The organism is Microbacterium sp. GXF7504 (assembly GCF_054798235.1).
This window is the reverse complement of sequence record NZ_JBSJZI010000004.1, coordinates 288,377-304,585: the sequence shown is the minus strand read 5'-3', so window position 1 is coordinate 304,585 and position 16,209 is coordinate 288,377. Positions and strand designations below refer to the sequence as shown.

The following is a 16,209-nucleotide window of genomic DNA, read 5'->3' as shown; positions in this document are numbered from 1 at the left end:
TGGGGTGGGGGGAGGGATGGCGCAGGGTTGCGCAGCAGCTACACGGCGGTCATTCCATGGTCAGCCATCCTTCCGCGCTTGTGTCACGCCCGCCGCGAGCGGTGCCTTCGCCTGCACCGGCGCATCCGTGGCCAGCCCTGCGATGTCCCGACCCATCCGGTAGCCGAAGACCAAGGCGGGGCCGATGTGAGAGCCATAGCCGGGGTATCCCCCGCCGAACACGGACACGGCGGCGGCACCCACGGCGTAGAGCCCCCGAATCCGGCTTCCGTCCGCTCGGATGACCGCATTGTGCTCATCGACGTCGATCCCCGCGAACGTACCCAGATCGCCCATGCGGACCTTCGCGGCGAAGTATGGCCCCTTGTCGATCGGCGCGAGGTTCGGGTTGGGCTTGTGCTCCAGATCGCCACGGAAGTGGTTGTACGCGGTGGAGCCACGCCCGAACTCCGTGTCGACGCCGGCGACCGCGTCGCGGTTGAACCGCTCGAGGGTCTCTGCCAGGCCTTGCGGGTCGACACCGATCTTGCGCGCGAGCGCCTCGACGGTACGGCCCTTGTGCAGGTATCCCATCTTGTAGAAGAGGAATCGCGGGATCGGCCATGGTTTCGCGTACCCGATTCCGTACTTGTGCATGAGCTTCGCGTCGCCGACGATCCATGCGAACACCGACTCCTCGTCCTTCATGTGTTCGAGCATCTGCCCGCCGAAGTCGTGGTAGCTCAAGGCCTCGTTGCCGAAGCGCTTCCCATGGCGGTCGACGGTGATCATGCCTGGCAGGCCGATCTGACGAAGGTGTGGGAAGAGGCGTTGTGCCCCGGTTCGGAGGTTCTTGAACACGGTGACCGGGGCCCAGGAGACGGGCGAGGAGACGTCGTCGTTGATGCGTCCGCCGGCGGCGAGTGCCATCCGCGCGGAGGACCCGTCGTGGCCCTGCGTCGGGGTGAAGTGCTCGCCGCCGTGGCGGTCGTGCGGGAAGTAGCGCCGACGCAGTTCCGCGTCGCCGGAGAATCCGCCGCCCGCGAGGACGACACCGATGCGGGCGGTGACGCGACCCGCCTGGGCACCGCCCAGGACGGCGCCCGTCACCGCGCCGGTCTCGTCGGTGACCAGCTCGGTCACAGGGGTGCGGGTCCAGACGCGGACACCCGACGCGAGAGCGGAAGCGACCATGCGGACGATGAGGGCGGAGCCGTTGGTGCGGGTCATCGGCTGCTGGTAGAGCGCGGTGTCGACCCACGTGCGCAGGAGCTTGGAGGCGGTGTAGACGAATGCCTTGAGCGACTGGTTGGCCTTGAGGATCGTGGCCATGTCGGGACCGACCTGCGGCATGTACCCGAACACCGTGTACGAACTCAGGTAGGGCTGGAGCTCTTTGCGACGGTCGCCCAGCATCCGGATGTCGGCGTCAGTGGGGAGGATGGCACGGCCACCGAGCTTGGCACCGGGCAGGTCCATCTTGTAGTCCGGCGCCTTCTCCGGGTAGCTGAAGGTGACCGAGGTGTGGTCCTCGAAGAAGTCGATCGCCTCCGGCACGGTGTCGAGGAAGGCCGCGACCTTTTCCTCATTGAGGGTGTCGGGGGCCAGCGCGCGAAGGTAGGTCTCGACTTCTTCGCGGGTATCGCCGGTCGCGGCGGCACCCTTCCGGTTTCCGGGGACCCAGGACCATCCGGCCGACAACGCGGTGGTGCCGCCGAAGTGGGGCGACTTCTCCGCGACGATGACGTTGAGGCCGTCATGCGCCGCCCGCAACGCCGTTGCGAGTCCGGCGACGCCCGAGCCGACGACCAGGATGTCGCACTCGTGCATGGTAGGGGGATCGGTCGGGAAGTCAGGCATCGGTACTCCTGCGGGGGGTCGGTTCGAGTTCGAGGTCGACGTAGGCCAGGTCCGCGACGTTCGGGAGCGAGTGGACTTTGATGGCCTCGTGCAACGGGTGGGTGTTGTACACCGCGAGGGCGTCACGGTCGACGAAGTCGGCGATGATGACGTGGTCCCATGAGCGATCGGTGCGGAGCGAGTCGGCGCCGTGCTGCAGGGAGATCAGGCCGGGGATGCCGGCCTGCAGCTTCTCCAGGCCGGCGATCCACTGCGCGCGTACATCGTCCGTGAAGGTCTCCTTCCAGCGGAAGAAGACGACATGCCGGATCACGCGCGTGCCGCCGCGACGACGCCATGCTCGACCGGAGCGCCCGCGAGGGTGCGACCGGCGAGGTAGGCCATCGTCATGAGCGGCCCGAGTGTCGCACCGGCGCCGGGGTAGCCGGCGGCGTAAGGACTCTCGGTCGTGTTGCCGGCCGCGAAGAGCCCCTCGATGGGGGCGCCGTCGACGTCCAGCACACGCGCTCGCCCGTCCGTGGCCACGCCGCCGCAGGTGCCGAAGGCGCCGTTGACGACTTCGAGCGCGTAGTACGGGCCGTACTGCAGCGGGCCCAGAGAGGGATTCGGCCAGGAGTTGTCCGCGTCGCCCCAGTAGCGGTCGTACTCGGATGCACCGCGACCGAAGTCGGGGTCCTCGCCCTCGATCGCGTGCGCATTGAAGCGCGCCACGGTGTCGACGAGCGCGTCGGCGGGGACATCGATGCGCTCGGCGAGGCCCTCGAGCGTCGGTGCCTCGATGAGCCACTCGGGCGTCGGCATCCCGGCCCGGTGGTCCAGGATGCCGTAGCGCTCGAGATAGGACTGGTCGAAGACGACGTGTGCGGGCGTGTTCAGCGTCTGGTTGTTGGCGGAGTCCCACGAGTGCAGGACGCGAGCCAGGTCGTTGTAGTTCTGTGCCTCGTTGGCGAAGCGGACGCCGTGGCGGTTGACCATGATCGAACCCGGCCCCTGCCGCTCGAAGCGCAGCAGTGAACCGATCGCCTCGCCGTCTCGCATTCCGCCGGTGAGGGACATCGGGGCCCACCATGCCTCGCGGGTTCCCCGGGTCATGGCGCCGACGCGCTGCGCCATCTTCAGGGCGTCTCCGGTGTTGGAAGGCGGGGAGCACATGGTGTGGAGGCGGGTCGCGAGCATGGAGTCCGCGAATGCCTTGTCCCATTCGAATCCGCCCGCGGCGAGCATGACGCCGGCGGCCGCTTCGACGACGGTCCCGTCGGCGAGCGCGACGCCGGTGATGCGGCCGTTCGTGGACAGCAGGCGCTCAGCACGTGCCTCGATCGCGAACTGCACGCCGTTGTCGACGCACGCCTTGATCAGCATCGAGACGAGGGCGTGTCCCTTCGCAGCGAGCCCTGCGGCCTGACGCTTGTTCAGTTCATCCCAGGGGAACTTCGTGAACGCGCCCCAGTCCTCGTATTCCTGCATCGTGTAGGGGTGGCGGCCGTCCGTGCGGACGTGCGCCGCAAGCTCGCCGAGGGCCTCGCGATAGTCGAAGAGTTGTGGCTCGATCGTGCGCCCACCCTTGACGGCACCGGGGAGGTCCTGCCGATAGTCGGGGAAGTTGTCGAGGAAGATGAATCGGACGCCGAGTTCGTCTTCGGCGAACCGGAGCATCGTGTCGCCGAAGTCGAGTGCCGCGTCCAGGAGTTCGGCGCGGCCGCGACCGCGCGCGACGGCTTCCACATATGCGCGGCCGGCTTCCTTCGAGTCTTCAAGGCCGGCCTCTCGGGCGTAGTGGTTGTCGACGACCCACAGCATGCCGCCGGAGACCGCCGATGTCCCGCCCAGCAGTTGGGACTTCTCGAGCACGAGCACGGACAGCCCGGATCGGGCCGCAGTGGCCGCGGTGGTCAGAGCACCTGCCCCGGAACCGACGACGACGACGTCATAGCGGCCTGAGTTCTCTCCGTTGAGCATCAGCATGAAGATCTTCCTTCGGTCGAGCAGACCGCGGCACAGAATGTGTTCTTCGCGGTCTGGGAAGGCTCGCACTGCACAGCGCCCGGGCAGCACCGCTGTTCCGTTGAGTCGGACACTTTGTTCCATTCAATGGAACGCCACTGCCAGCTCAGGGAATACTGATCCGCTTGACGGCGCTCAACGGCGACTCGTACCCCAGGCGACGGGAGATCCCGCGCGACGCGAGCTTCATCTGAGGCACGATGATCGACAATCGCTCCAGCCCCCGCGGCGCGATCACGGTGAGCGTCGCGATGACTTGGCGGTCCTCACCGAAGATCGGGACGGAGATACCGCTTGATTCTTCGACGATGATTCCCCGCATCGCCACATAGCCGTCTCGGCGTGCGTCCGCGAAGATCCGTCGAAGCTCGGCGGGCTCGGTCACGGTGTCGTCAGTGAGCTTCGGGAGTCGCCGTTGCAGAAACCGCTCGCGTTGATCCTCGGGAGCGAAGGCCATGAAGACAAGGCCGGCAGAACAACCGTGCACGGGGAGACGACCCGCCACCCGCGTGATGTTGACCGTCGAGTCATCCGGTGAGAGCCGCTCCAGATAGAGCACGTCGGTCCCCTCCATCACCCCGAGGGAGACGTGGCTACCGGTGTGGTTGAGAAGGTCTTCCATCAACGGGAGGGCCGCTCCACGCAGGTTCGATGCGCTGGAGCCGCGGGAGGCGATCTCCCACATCCGGTGCCCATGCCGCACGCGCCCGACCTCATCACGAACGAGAAGACCCTCCACCTCGAGCTCGGCGACGAGGCGGTGCGTCGTCGAGACGGGCAGCTCCGTCATCCGGGCGAGTTCCCGGATGTGCAGGGCCGGACGGGCGTCGGTGAAGGCGGAGAGTATGCGCACCGCACGATGGATGACCGAGTCTCCGGATGGAGAGTTCGCCACAGGCATGCCTTCCGATATGTGATGCAAGCCGTGGCGGGGCGTCTGGCTCCGGCAACGGAGAAAGAGAAGGCGTCACTCGCGCTGGCCTGAACGGAGTTTACCCATGCGGTTCCCGTCACACGCGATCACGGCGGCACAACGCAGTTCAGCCCCGGCGAAAACCGGGGACTGCGATGCGAGCTGTCCGCGCGCCCGCTCGGAGGACGCACGTGTACGCGCGATCGATGGCCTGCAGAGCCGCGAGCGCGGGGATGATCGGTCGATCGATCGGCCGCAGTCCGCGACCCGACCGAGACCGCAAGCGGCTCTCTCCGTGTCGCCTACGGAGCACCCTGCCGTGCGCTGGCAAGAATCGCATCCACGGCAAGGTCATTGGCCGCGTCCAGCGCCTCGACCGGAGCACCCGCCAGTAACGCCAACTGCAGACCGCGCCAGGTGGCGACGATCGCTTCGGCTGCCGAGGCGCGCACATCACCTGCGACCTCGTCGGCGATCGCCGCTTCGACCTGCTCCCGCCACCATGTGCGGATCTCCCGGTGGACGTCGTCCCGTCGGAGCCCACCGACTCCCAACCCGAACTCCTCGAAGAAGAGGGTCACGGATGCTCTCGCCTCCGGTGACGCGATGCGTCTCCACACCTGCTTCAATCGCTCGCCCGCGCGACCGGACGCATCGCCGATCCTGCTCATCCCGATGTACTGGTCGTGAAACCGGAACGAAGCCTCCGCCACGAGCGCGTCGAACGACCCGAAGTAGTACAGCAGCATGCGGTTGTTCGAACCGATACTGCGTGCAAGACCGGTGAGGTTCAGGCCGACCGTGCCATACATGCCGATGTGCTTCACCACGCGGTCGAGCAGGTCGGTGCGCACGGCCTGCCCTTTGCGAGAATGGCCGTGGCCGGTCATACGGAGCTCCTATTCATGCGCGAGCACACGGTAGCGCCCCTGATGGAAGAGCAGCGGTCGCGTCGCGGCATCGGTCTTGCCGAGTTCCACGGTGCGACCGACGACCAGCAGGTGGTCTCCAGCCTCATGCTCCGCCCATAGCTCGCAATCCACCCACGCTGCAGCTTCTTCGAGCACGGGGTTGCCGTTCGCCGTCGGACGCCAGCGCGTTGTCGCCCAACGGTCGACCCCCTTTCGAGCGAAGCGTGTCGAGTCCTCACCCTGGTGCTCCGCCAGTACGTTCACGCAAAAACGCCCCGACTCGCGGATAGATGGATATGTCGTTGACGTGTTCATCACGCTGATCAATACGAGCGGCGGATCCAGCGACACACTCATGAAGGACTGGCACGTGAACCCGGTAAGGGATCCCTCGATCGCGGTCGTCACCACCGTCACCCCGGACGGGAAGGTCCCCATCACAGACCGCATCGTCTCGGCAGACACGCTCATGAGCGAACCTCCGTCCGCGCTCGGTGACTATCAGCGATCCGGTCACCTTCGCCGAAGATGCGGTCACGAAGCGAAGTGGCCGATTCGACGTGCCGGATCATGCCGCGGGCATCGAGCTCCGGCATGACGAGCTTGATGAACTCGTCATAGGTGCCGGGTGTGATGTAGGGCTCCACCAGGAACCCGTCGACGTCAGTCGACCGCACGTAGTCCTCGATCATGGCGGCCACCGTTGCAGGCGCCCCAACGAATACGTTGCCGCGCGTGCTTCGTGCCTTCCATTCATCGATGATCTCCCGCACGGTGCGAGCACGCCCGTCGGGCGCACGCGTGTACCGCTCAAGGTTCGACTGACCCTGCTCCGTCGCCGTCCCTTCGGGAAGCGGGAGGGCCGGGTCGTACGCCAGCAGATTTACGCCCGTCAGCCGTGCGAAGTCCATGGCGGCAGCGCCATCGCTGGTGTAGTCCAAGTAGTCCCGATGCTTCGCCTCGGCTTCCGCATCCGTAGGAGCTGTGATGACAGTCATCCCGACGATCGTCTTGATCTCCGACACGTCCCGCCCGAACTCGGTCGCGAACCGCTTGATCTCGGCGACCGCGTCGCGGACCGCCGAAACCGACGAGCCTTGCAAGAAGACACATTCGGCGTTCCGAGCCGCGAATTCCCGTCCGCGCGTCGACATCCCCGCTTGGAAGATGACCGGGGTGCGCTGCCGTGACGGCTCCGCCGTGTAGACGCCACGCGACCGGAAGTACTTGCCCTCGAAGTCGTGGAAGCGGATTCCGGTCGGTTCGGCATACAACCGATCGGCCTTCGACTTGATGATCGATCCATCCTCCCACCCCCGCTCCCACAGATCGAACGCGAGATCGAGAAACTCGTCCGCCATGTCGTAGCGCGCATCGTGCGGAATCAGATCCATACCGAACAATTCGGACGCCGTGGCTGCGCCGGCCGAGGTCACGACGTTCCATCCGATGCGCCCGTCGGACAGATGGTCCAAGGTGGTGAACCTGTGCGCCATCGAGAGCGGGTGATCAAACGTGGTAGGGGCGGTAGCGACCAGACCGAGATGTTCGGTCATGCCGATCATCGTCGCGACGGCCGCCACCGGGTCTCCCCCGAGGAACGCACCGACCTCGAAGGCACTCTCGGGGAGACGACCATCGACGCCCGGATAGCCGTAGTCCCCAGCGAGGAAAAGGAAGTCGAAGCCGCCCTCCTCGAGTGCCTTGGTCATCGACTGCCAGTACGCGAGCGTGGTGTACTCCGACGCTGCGCTCTCCGGGTGGGCCCAGATCGAGCTCCCCATCGAGTGCGTGGAGAAACTCTGAAACGCTCCCAGGATCAACTTCTTCATGACCACGAATGTAAGAAGCGATCGGCTCCCCAGTGTTTCCAGCCGTTTCCTATTTGTGAACTCTGCAGTTCACTTTTGCGCCGAGGCGCCCAGACTCCACGTGCGCTGCGCGCAACGCGTCCACCCACCGGTGCCGTTCGGGCAAGCAGATCCGCAGGCGTCGGCATGTCGGGGCAGCGGTGCTCTGGGACTCGTTCGCGGCACGATGACGGGCAGCTCGGCGGGCGCCCGACGGGCGCGACGAAGACGGGGACCCGGTGCGCAGTGCGTTCGCGAAGCCTCGACACAAGCCGTCGACGTCACGACGACGCGGGTGAGCTACCCACCGCAGGCAGCACACCAAGAAGAAAACCCCCGTTTTACCGGGGGTTTTCAATGGCGGTGACGGTGGGATTTGAACCCACGGTAGGGGGTTACCCTACACAACTTTTCGAGAGTTGCACCTTCGGCCGCTCGGACACGTCACCGCCGACGAGTTTACGGCACTCGCGCCCGCCCCGCCAATCGAGCGGGTCACGGCTGCATCCGTCTGTGCAGAACTCAGGACGGATGCGGCGGCCGCCGCGGGATTCCGCGGCTCCAAGGACGCCGGGCGCGGAATGTCCTGACTTCTGCACACGGCGGCTACGCGAGGAACGGTTCCTGGTGGTAGCCGGCGTCGTCGACCGTCATCACGGTGTTCTCGGGCACCTCGAGGAAGGCCCCCGGAAGGTCGTTCAGCGGCTCGGAGACGACCATGCGCGCGCGGTCGCCGATGCGGGAGAGACGTTCGAAGTCCGGGTACATGCGTCGCATGGTGGGGATGTCCTCGGAGTGGAAGAGGGTCCGCGACCGCCCGATCGAGGAGTAGCGGAACGCCCACAGCGTCACGCCGTCCGAGACCGCGATCGTGGCCTGCACGGGCATCGCGACGCCGGCGGCATGACCCACCCGCTCCACATGCCGGATCGCGTCCGCCATGCCGCGCACCGGATCCTCGGGGAGCCCGTAGGTGAGCGCCAGATAGAAGAGGAGTTCGGAGTCCGTGCTCCCCTGGATCCGCGGGTACAGCTCCGGATCGACCGCCAGCATGAGCTCACGCTTGACGCGGGGGAACTGCGCGATGGCCCCGTTGTGCATGAACAGCCAGTTGTCGTGGCGGAACGGGTGGCAGTTCGTCCGCTGGATGGGGGTGCCGGCGGTCGCCGCCCGCACGTGGGCGAAGAAGAGCGGACTGCGCACCGCACGGCAGATCTCCCGCAGGTTCTCGTCATGCCATGCCGGATCGATGCTGCGGAAGAGCCACGGATGCGGCGACCCGTCCTCCGCGTACCAGCCCAGGCCGAACCCGTCGCCGTTCACCGTCTCGGCACCGAGCGGCGAGTTCTGCGCCATCGCGACCACGGAATGCTCGGGGTCGAGCACGAGGGTCGACGGCTGCAACGGCTCGCCCGAATACGCCAGCCACCGGCACATGGTCGCCTCCGAACCGCGACCCCTCGGCGGGCCGTCTCGCGTGCATCGTATGCCGGTCACCCATACGGCGTGAACGGGTTGCGGGGCGGCGTCGCCGCCGCATCCGTCCGCTCGTCCGACACAGCGGGCCACGGCATCCGCGCGGTCGCGTATCGTCGCTGACCAGGAGGTGGGCGATGCCCGAGCGGTTCTCCCCTCAGCAGCGACTCGTCGTCGCGATCGCGGTGCTCGCGTCGTTCGTGTCGTTCCTCGACGGCACGATCGTCAATGTCGCACTGCCCGCCATCGACCGCGAACTCGGCGGCGGCCTCGCGACGCAGCAGTGGGTCGTCGACGCCTACCTGATCACGCTCGGCGCGCTCATCCTGCTGGCGGGTTCCGTGAGCGACGCGTTCGGCCGCATCCGGGTGCTGCGATGGGGGCTCATCGGGTTCGGGATCGCCTCGGTCGCCGTCGCCGTCGCACCCACCGGGCTCCTGCTCATCGTCGCTCGCGCCGTGCAGGGCGCCGCCGCGGCGTTCCTCGTGCCGAGCTCGCTCGCCCTCATCACCTCGACCATGCGGGATGCGGTGCAGGCCCGGGCCATCGGCGTGTGGACCGCGCTGACGACCTGCGCCATGGTCGCGGGCCCGCTCATCGGCGGACTCTTCGTCGACACCCTGTCGTGGCGGATCGCGTTCGTGATCAACGTGCTGCCGGTCGCCGCGACCCTGCTGCTGCTCCCCCGTCTCGAGGTGCGCGACCGGCGGGCGCCCGACGCGCGCATCGACTGGTGGGGCGCCGCGCTGTGCACGCTGGGGCTCGGGCTGCTCGTCTTCGCGCTCATCGAGCAGCCCCGCCTCGGCTGGGACTCGCCCGTCGTGTGGGGCGGCATCGCAGCGGGCGCGGTGCTGCTCGCCGGGTTCGTGTGGCGGCAGCGGGTCGCCGCATCCCCGATCCTTCCGCTGTCGCTCTTCCGCATCCGGAACTTCACCGCCGGCAACCTCGCGACGCTCTTCGTCTACGCCGCGCTGTCGCTCAACGGGTTCGTCGTCGCGATCTACCTGCAGCAGGGCGCCGGGCTGTCGGCGACCCTCGCCGGGCTCGCGAGCCTGCCGACGACGATCCTCATGATCCTGCTGAGCTCGCGGTTCGGCGCCCTCGCCGGCCGGTTCGGGCCACGGCTGTTCATGACCGCGGGGCCGATCCTCATGGCCGGCGGTGCGATGCTGCTGCTGCTCGTCGCCGAGGACTTCGACTACTGGTGGCAGGTGCTGCCCGCGATGATCGTGTTCGGCCTCGGCCTGTCGATGACCGTGGCCCCGCTCACCTCCGCCGTGCTCGGCTCGGTCGACCCGGCGCGTTCGGGCATCGCGTCGGCGGTGAACAACGCGGTCGCCCGGGTCGCCGGGCTCGTCGCGGTCGCGGTGATCGGCGCGGCGGTCGGCACGCTCGATCTCGGCGGCTTCCACGGCGCGGCGGTACTGACGGCCGCGCTCCTCGCGGTCGGCGGCGTCGCGTCGTTCCTCGGCATCCGCAATCCGCGGCCGGCCGGGGCCGACGCGGCGGCGTGACGCCGCATCCGTCGCTCGGGCGGTGTTCACAACTCAGGCAGGATCGCCGTTTCGGGGGCGGAATCGGCGGTTCCGGGCAGTTCTGCCTGAGTTGTGAACGCGGGCGGGGCCTCAGCCGGATGCGGGCGCGTGCCCGGCCCGCCGGTGCGGGCCGCCCGAGCCGGTGCGGCCCGCCCGAACTCCTCAGAAACGCGCACCCGACCCGGCTCCGGCGCCGAAACCACCCGGATCTGAGGAGTTCGGGCGGGGGACGGATTGTCACGGCGGCGGCACTGTCCCGCATCCGGGGCCGCTGTCAGACTGAGGGCATGGCCGTGATCGAGAACTCCAAGCTCACCGTCGTCGGGGCCGGCTCTGTCGGTTCCTCCACCGCCTACGCCGCACTGATCCGCGGTTCCGCGCGGCACGTCGCGCTGTACGACATCGCGACCGAGAAGGTCGAGGCCGAGGTGCTCGACCTCGCGCACGGCACGCAGTTCACCGGCTCCAGCGACATCACCGGCGGCAGCGACATCTCCGTCGCCGAGGGCTCGCACGTCGTCGTCATCACCGCCGGCGCGAAGCAGAAGCCCGGCCAGACCCGTATCGAACTCGCGGCGACGAACGCCCGCATCCTGCAGACGATGCTGCCGCAGCTGCTCGAGGTCGCGCCCGACGCGATCTACGTCATCGTCACGAACCCCTGCGACGTGCTGACCGTGCTCGCCCAGGAGGCTACCGGCCTGCCCCCGGAGCGGATCTTCGCGTCCGGCACCGTGCTCGACACGTCGCGCCTGCGCTGGCGCTTGGCCCACCGTGCCGGGGTCTCCGCGTCGAGCGTGCACGCCTACATCGTCGGCGAGCACGGCGACACCGAGTTCCCGCTGTGGTCGAAGGCGACGGTCGGCTCCGTGCCGATCCTCGACTGGCGCAGCGAAGGGCACCCGCCGATGACGGCCGCCGAGCTCGACGAGATCGCCGTCGACGTGCGGGATGCGGCCTACAAGGTCATCCAGGGCAAGGGCGCCACGAACTACGCGATCGGACTGTCGAGCGCGCGCATCGTCGAGGCGATCCTGCGCGACGAGCATGCCGTGATGCCGGTGTCGACAGTGCTGCGGGACTTCCACGGGATCGACGGTGTCGCCCTGTCCGTCCCCTCGATCGTGAGTGCGCGCGGCGCGGTGCCGATCCCGGAGACGGACTTCGACGCCCACGAGCTCGGGCTGCTGCGGCGGTCCGCCGACGCGCTCCGACAGGTCGCCGCATCCCTCCGCTGACCTGCGACACAGGCCGGTAACCGGCCGCCGATATCGTCGAAGGATGCAGCATCCCACCCGATCCGCAGCCCGAACGACCCCTGCGGCGGTGACCGCATGATGCTCGAACTCGCCCGCGCGAGCTGGACCGACGTCCGCGACCACCTCGCCGCCCACCGCGGAGTCGCAGTGCTGCCGGTCGGCGCGCTCGAGCAGCACGGGCCGCACCTGCCGCTGTCGACCGACACGCTGCAGGCGGATGCGGTCGCGCGCCGCCTCGCGGAGCGCCTCGACGCCGTGCTCCTCCCGGCCCTGCCGCTCGGCAACACCTGGAGCAACGATCAGCTCCCCGGCACCGTCTCGGTCAGCGCCGACACCGTGTACGCGTTCGCCGCGGACGTCGCCGTATCCCTCGAGCGCGCCGGGTACGAGCTGCTCGTCGTCGTCAACGGCGACTTCGGCAACCGGAACCCGCTGCAGCGTGCGGCGGAGGATGCGGCGGCCCGCGGCGGCATCCCGGTCGTCGTGCTGGACTACCCGGGCCTCGTCGAGATGGGCGACGAGGTGAAGGAGACCCCGTGGGCGGCGCCGGGGCTGTGCCACGCCGACGAGTTGGAGACGTCGATGATCCTCGCCGTCGCCCCCGACCTCGTGCACGCCGACCGCATGGCGCCGAGCTACCCGGAGCTGCCGGCCGACTTCGGGCTGCGGCAGATGCCGCTCGCGCCGCTGTCGGAGACCGGCGTCTTCGGCGACCCGCGTCCGGCGACCGCCGAGAAGGGCGAGCGCATCATCGAGCACGTGGTCGCGCAGAGCGAGGCGGTCGTGCGCCGCGTGCTCGACGCGCTCGGCTGAGCCTCCGCGCGCGCGACATCCCGCTGCGCGAGCGACATCCCGCGCGAGCGACCCCCTTTTCTGCGAGCCACCCCCTTTTCCGCCGCAGAAAGAGGGGTGGCTCGCAGAAAAAGGGGTGGGTCGCGCCTCGCACAGCGGGCACCGCGCACGCGCACGCACGCACAGCACGCAGCGCGCGACCGCGCGGCGTCAGACGCGGGCGCCGGGGATCGCGGCGATGAGTTCCTTCGTGTACGGGTGCTCGGCGTCGTCAAAGATGCGGCGCGCGTCGGCCTGTTCGAGGATGCGGCCGTCCTTCATGACGGCGACCCGGTCGGAGATCTGGCGGATCACGCCGAGGTCGTGCGAGATGAACAGGTACGTGAGCCCGAACTCGGCCTGCAGGTCGACGAGCAGCTGCAGCACCTGCTCCTGCACCGACACGTCGAGCGCCGAGACCGGCTCGTCGAGCACGACGAACTCGGGCCGGAGCGCCAGCGCGCGGGCGATCGCGACGCGCTGGCGCTGCCCGCCGGAGAGTTCCGCGGGGCGGCGCGTGCGCAGGTCGGCGGCGAGGCGCACCTGGCCGAGGAGCTCGCGGACCGTCTCGGTCCGCGACCGACGGTCGCCGATGCCGAAGGCCCGCAGCGGCTCGGCGATGATCCGCTCCACGGTCATGCGCGGGTCCAGCGACCCGAACGGGTTCTGGTAGACGACCTGGATGCGGCGGCGCAGCTGCCGCAGGGCCTCACCCGAGACGCGGCTGATGTCCTGCCCGTCGAACTCGATCGTGCCGGCGTCGGCGTCGATGATGCGGGCGACCATGCGTGCCGTGGTGCTCTTGCCGGAGCCGGACTCGCCCACGAGCGAGAACGTGGAGCCGCGGGCGATCGCGAAGTCGACGCCGGCGACCGCGGGGGCGGCGGCGGCCTTCGCCCGGCCGGTGCCGCCGTAGGTCTTGGTGAGTCCCGAGACGGTGACGAGCGGGCCGCCGGATGCGGGGATCATCTGGTCGACGGCGGTGATCGTCGGCTTCAGCCGGGCCGCGTTCAGCGCGGGGGCCGCGGCGACGAGCCGGCGGGTGTACGGGTGCGACGGGGCGGAGAGCACGTCTGCGGCGACGCCCGCCTCGACGATGACGCCCTTCTCGACGACGATGATGCGGTTCGCACGGTCGGCCGCGACGGCCAGATCGTGCGTGACGAGCAGGACCGCGGTGTTGTGCTCGGCGGCAAGCGACTGCATCCGGTCGAGCACGTGCCGCTGCACGGTCGCGTCGAGCGCGCTCGTGGGCTCGTCGGCGATCACGAGGGCGGGCTCGCACGCCCAGGCGATGCCGATGAGCACACGCTGGCGGAGACCGCCGGAGAGCTCGTGGGGGTACTGGCCGGCGCGCCGCTCGGGCTCGGGGACGCCCACCTCGCCGAGGATCTCGACGGCGCGCGCGGCGGCATCCGTCCGCGACATGCCGCGGTGCCGGCGCAGCGTCTCGGCGATCTGCTCGCCGATGCGCATGAGCGGGTTGAGGCTGTGCGAGGGGTCCTGCGGCACGAAGCCGATCCGGCCGCCCCGGATGCGGCGCATCGCGGCGACGGGGGTGCGGAGCAGATCGGTGCCGTCGAACTCGACCGCGCCGCCCCGGATGTGCGCGACGTCGGGGAGCAGGCGCACCAGGGCGTGCGCGATGGTGCTCTTGCCGGAGCCGGACTCTCCGACGACGGCGACGATCTCGCCGGGGGCGACCTCGAAGTCGACGCCGCGGATCGCGGGGTTGGCCCGGCGGCCGGAGCCGTAGTCGACGCGCAGGCCGGAGACGCGCAGGAGGGCGGTCATCGGTCACCTCCGATGAAGCGGGAGACACGGTTCACCGAGAGCACGACCGCGAGGATCACGGCGCCCGGCAGGAGGCTCAGCCAGGGGGCGACGGCGACGAAGTCGCGGCCGGCCGACACCAGTGCACCCCACTCGGGGGCGGGCGGCTGGGCGCCGAAGCCGAGGAAGCTCAGCGCGGAGACGGAGAGGATCGCGACGGCGAGTTCGAGGGCCGCCATCGAGATGACCGGCCGCGCGGCGTTCGGCAGCACGTGACGGAACAGGACGCCGGACCCGCGGACGCCGATGGTGCGGGCCGCCTCGACGTACTCCTCGCTGCGCACCCGCAGCACGGCGGAGCGCATGACTCGGGCGAACGAGCCGGCGGTGCCGAGCCCGACACCGAGCGCGATCGAGAACGGGCCGAAGCCGAGGGTCGCCACGACGATGAGTGCGAGCAGGATGCCGGGGATGGCGATGAGCACGTCGACGAAGCGCATCGCGACGAAGTCGACGGGGCCGCCGAGGTAGCCGCAGACGAGACCGACGACCGAGCCGACCACGACGCCGCCGATGACGGCGAGGCCGGCCGCGGTCAGCGAGAGCTGCGCACCGTAGATCACGCGGGAGAACACGTCACGGGCGAGATGGTCGGTGCCGAACAGGTGCTCGGCGCTGGGAGGAGCGAGCCGGGCGTTCCCCACGGACTCGTACGGGTCGTAGGGTGCGAGCAGCTGCGGGGCGATCATCGCGAGCACGGTGACGGCGAGGATGAGGAATGCCACCAGCAGCATGGGCTTGCGGAGGATGCTCATGCGCTCACCGCCTTCGTGCGGGCGAGCCGCGTTCGGGTCCGGGGGTCGATGACGCCGTAAAGGGCGTCGACGACGAGGGTGGTGACCGCGTAGACGACGGCGACGACGATCACGACGCCCATGACGACGTTGATGTCGCGGGCGAGCACGGCGTCGACCGTGAGCCGGCCGATGCCGTCGCGGCTGAAGACGGTCTCGACGACGGCGGTGCCGCCGGCGAGGTACCCGATCTGCAGGCCGATGATCGTGATCGAGGGGAGCAGGGCGTTGCGCAGCACGTGCCGCACGACGACGGTGCGCTGCGCGAGGCCCTTGGCGTTCGCGGTGAAGACGAAGGGGCTCGCGCCGGCGTCGAACACGGCGGCGGAGAACACCTGGAAGAAGATGGCGCCCGTCGGGAGGGCGAGGGTGATGCCCGGCAGCACGAGCGAGACGAAGCCGTTCGTGCCGGATGCGGGGAACCACCCGAGGCCGAACGAGAAGACGCTGATGAGCACGAGCCCGGACAGGAACGCGGGGATCGCGATGCCCAGCGGCGGGATCTGCGTGACGACGTTGCGCACCCAGGCGGGGCGGGCGACGTACGCCCACACGGTGAAGGCGAGGGCGCCGACGAACCCGAGCACCAGGGAGAACAGGGCGAGCGCCGCGGTGTGGGGGAAGGTGCGGCCGATCATGTCGGTGACCGGCTGTCCGGTGGCGATGGAGATGCCGAGGTCGCCGCGGAACAGGTCGAGGAAGTTCACGACGTACTGCTGCCACAGCGGCCCGTCCAGGCCGTACCGGGCACGGAGGGCGTCGAGGGCCTCGGGGTCGGTCGAGGTGGCGTCCCCGCCCTTCACCGACAGTGCGGCGAGGACGGGGTCGCCGGGCAGCGCGTGGATCAGCAGGAACGCGACGGTGTACGTCGCCCACACCACGAAGATGCACTGGGCGATCTTCGGGAGGAGGAACCGGACGAACGACCCGAGGGTCGACGTGTCCACTGCCGGAGCCACGCGCT

General features: G+C 69.1%; 14 protein-coding genes and 1 tRNA gene. 3 read left to right on the top strand and 12 right to left on the bottom strand.

Annotated elements, in window-relative coordinates:
- Nucleotides 1–60: 60 nt before the first annotated feature.
- From ACWAUO_RS12040 to ACWAUO_RS12000, 9 genes are all read right to left on the bottom strand, one after another.
- Nucleotides 61–1,839 carry an FAD-dependent oxidoreductase gene (locus ACWAUO_RS12040; protein WP_460775692.1) on the bottom strand — a complete coding sequence of 593 codons (1,779 nt, stop codon included), beginning with the start codon at nucleotides 1,837–1,839 and terminating at the stop codon, nucleotides 61–63.
- The gene (locus tag ACWAUO_RS12035; protein ID WP_460775691.1) at nucleotides 1,832–2,152 is read right to left on the bottom strand and encodes a Dabb family protein; all 321 of its coding nucleotides are present in this window, start codon (nucleotides 2,150–2,152) and stop codon (nucleotides 1,832–1,834) included. The genes ACWAUO_RS12040 and ACWAUO_RS12035 overlap by 8 nt, the downstream gene beginning before the upstream one ends.
- Nucleotides 2,149–3,894: an FAD-dependent oxidoreductase gene (locus tag ACWAUO_RS12030; protein ID WP_460775689.1), complete on the bottom strand. Its 1,746-nt coding sequence runs from the start codon at nucleotides 3,892–3,894 to the stop codon at nucleotides 2,149–2,151. Before ACWAUO_RS12030 ends, ACWAUO_RS12035 begins: the two co-directional genes overlap by 4 nt.
- Before the next feature lie 55 nt (nucleotides 3,895–3,949).
- Nucleotides 3,950–4,738, bottom strand: coding sequence for an IclR family transcriptional regulator (locus ACWAUO_RS12025; protein WP_460775688.1), 789 nt, complete (start codon nucleotides 4,736–4,738; stop codon nucleotides 3,950–3,952).
- Nucleotides 4,739–5,058: 320 nt separating this feature from the next.
- Nucleotides 5,059–5,646: a hypothetical protein gene (locus ACWAUO_RS12020; protein ID WP_460775686.1), complete on the bottom strand. Its 588-nt coding sequence runs from the start codon at nucleotides 5,644–5,646 to the stop codon at nucleotides 5,059–5,061.
- Nucleotides 5,647–5,655: 9 nt separating this feature from the next.
- Nucleotides 5,656–6,138, bottom strand: coding sequence for a flavin reductase family protein (locus tag ACWAUO_RS12015; RefSeq protein ID WP_460775685.1), 483 nt, complete (start codon nucleotides 6,136–6,138; stop codon nucleotides 5,656–5,658).
- A complete protein-coding gene (locus ACWAUO_RS12010; protein WP_460775684.1) occupies nucleotides 6,135–7,499 on the bottom strand; it encodes an NtaA/DmoA family FMN-dependent monooxygenase in 1,365 nt (454 codons plus the stop codon). The genes ACWAUO_RS12015 and ACWAUO_RS12010 overlap by 4 nt, the downstream gene beginning before the upstream one ends.
- Nucleotides 7,500–7,875: 376 nt before the next feature.
- Nucleotides 7,876–7,966, bottom strand: a tRNA-Ser gene (locus ACWAUO_RS12005).
- A gap of 157 nt (nucleotides 7,967–8,123) precedes the next feature.
- The gene (locus tag ACWAUO_RS12000) at nucleotides 8,124–8,954 is read right to left on the bottom strand and encodes a class II glutamine amidotransferase (protein ID WP_460775682.1); all 831 of its coding nucleotides are present in this window, start codon (nucleotides 8,952–8,954) and stop codon (nucleotides 8,124–8,126) included.
- 176 nt (nucleotides 8,955–9,130) lie between these two features.
- On the opposite strand from ACWAUO_RS12000, the gene ACWAUO_RS11995 reads away from it, so the two are divergent.
- The 3 genes from ACWAUO_RS11995 to ACWAUO_RS11985 all read left to right on the top strand — a co-directional run bounded on the left by ACWAUO_RS11995 (nucleotide 9,131) and on the right by ACWAUO_RS11985 (nucleotide 12,600).
- Nucleotides 9,131–10,507 carry an MFS transporter gene (locus ACWAUO_RS11995; protein WP_460775681.1) on the top strand — a complete coding sequence of 459 codons (1,377 nt, stop codon included), beginning with the start codon at nucleotides 9,131–9,133 and terminating at the stop codon, nucleotides 10,505–10,507.
- Between the two features lie 308 nt (nucleotides 10,508–10,815).
- Nucleotides 10,816–11,766: an L-lactate dehydrogenase gene (locus tag ACWAUO_RS11990; RefSeq protein ID WP_460775679.1), complete on the top strand. Its 951-nt coding sequence runs from the start codon at nucleotides 10,816–10,818 to the stop codon at nucleotides 11,764–11,766.
- Between the two features lie 96 nt (nucleotides 11,767–11,862).
- Entirely contained in the window at nucleotides 11,863–12,600 is a 738-nt protein-coding gene (locus ACWAUO_RS11985; RefSeq protein WP_460775678.1) for a creatininase family protein, read from the top strand.
- A gap of 189 nt (nucleotides 12,601–12,789) precedes the next feature.
- On the opposite strand, the gene ACWAUO_RS11980 is transcribed toward ACWAUO_RS11985, so the two are convergent.
- From ACWAUO_RS11980 to ACWAUO_RS11970, 3 genes are read right to left on the bottom strand one after another with little or no spacing between them, the layout of a single operon-like run.
- Nucleotides 12,790–14,412 carry a dipeptide ABC transporter ATP-binding protein gene (locus tag ACWAUO_RS11980; RefSeq protein ID WP_460775676.1) on the bottom strand — a complete coding sequence of 541 codons (1,623 nt, stop codon included), beginning with the start codon at nucleotides 14,410–14,412 and terminating at the stop codon, nucleotides 12,790–12,792.
- Nucleotides 14,409–15,206, bottom strand: a complete 798-nt coding sequence (locus ACWAUO_RS11975) for an ABC transporter permease (RefSeq protein WP_460775675.1) — start codon at nucleotides 15,204–15,206, stop codon at nucleotides 14,409–14,411. The genes ACWAUO_RS11980 and ACWAUO_RS11975 overlap by 4 nt, the downstream gene beginning before the upstream one ends.
- Nucleotides 15,203–16,204: an ABC transporter permease gene (locus ACWAUO_RS11970; RefSeq protein ID WP_460775673.1), complete on the bottom strand. Its 1,002-nt coding sequence runs from the start codon at nucleotides 16,202–16,204 to the stop codon at nucleotides 15,203–15,205. The genes ACWAUO_RS11975 and ACWAUO_RS11970 overlap by 4 nt, the downstream gene beginning before the upstream one ends.
- Between the last annotated feature and the right edge of the window lie 5 nt (nucleotides 16,205–16,209).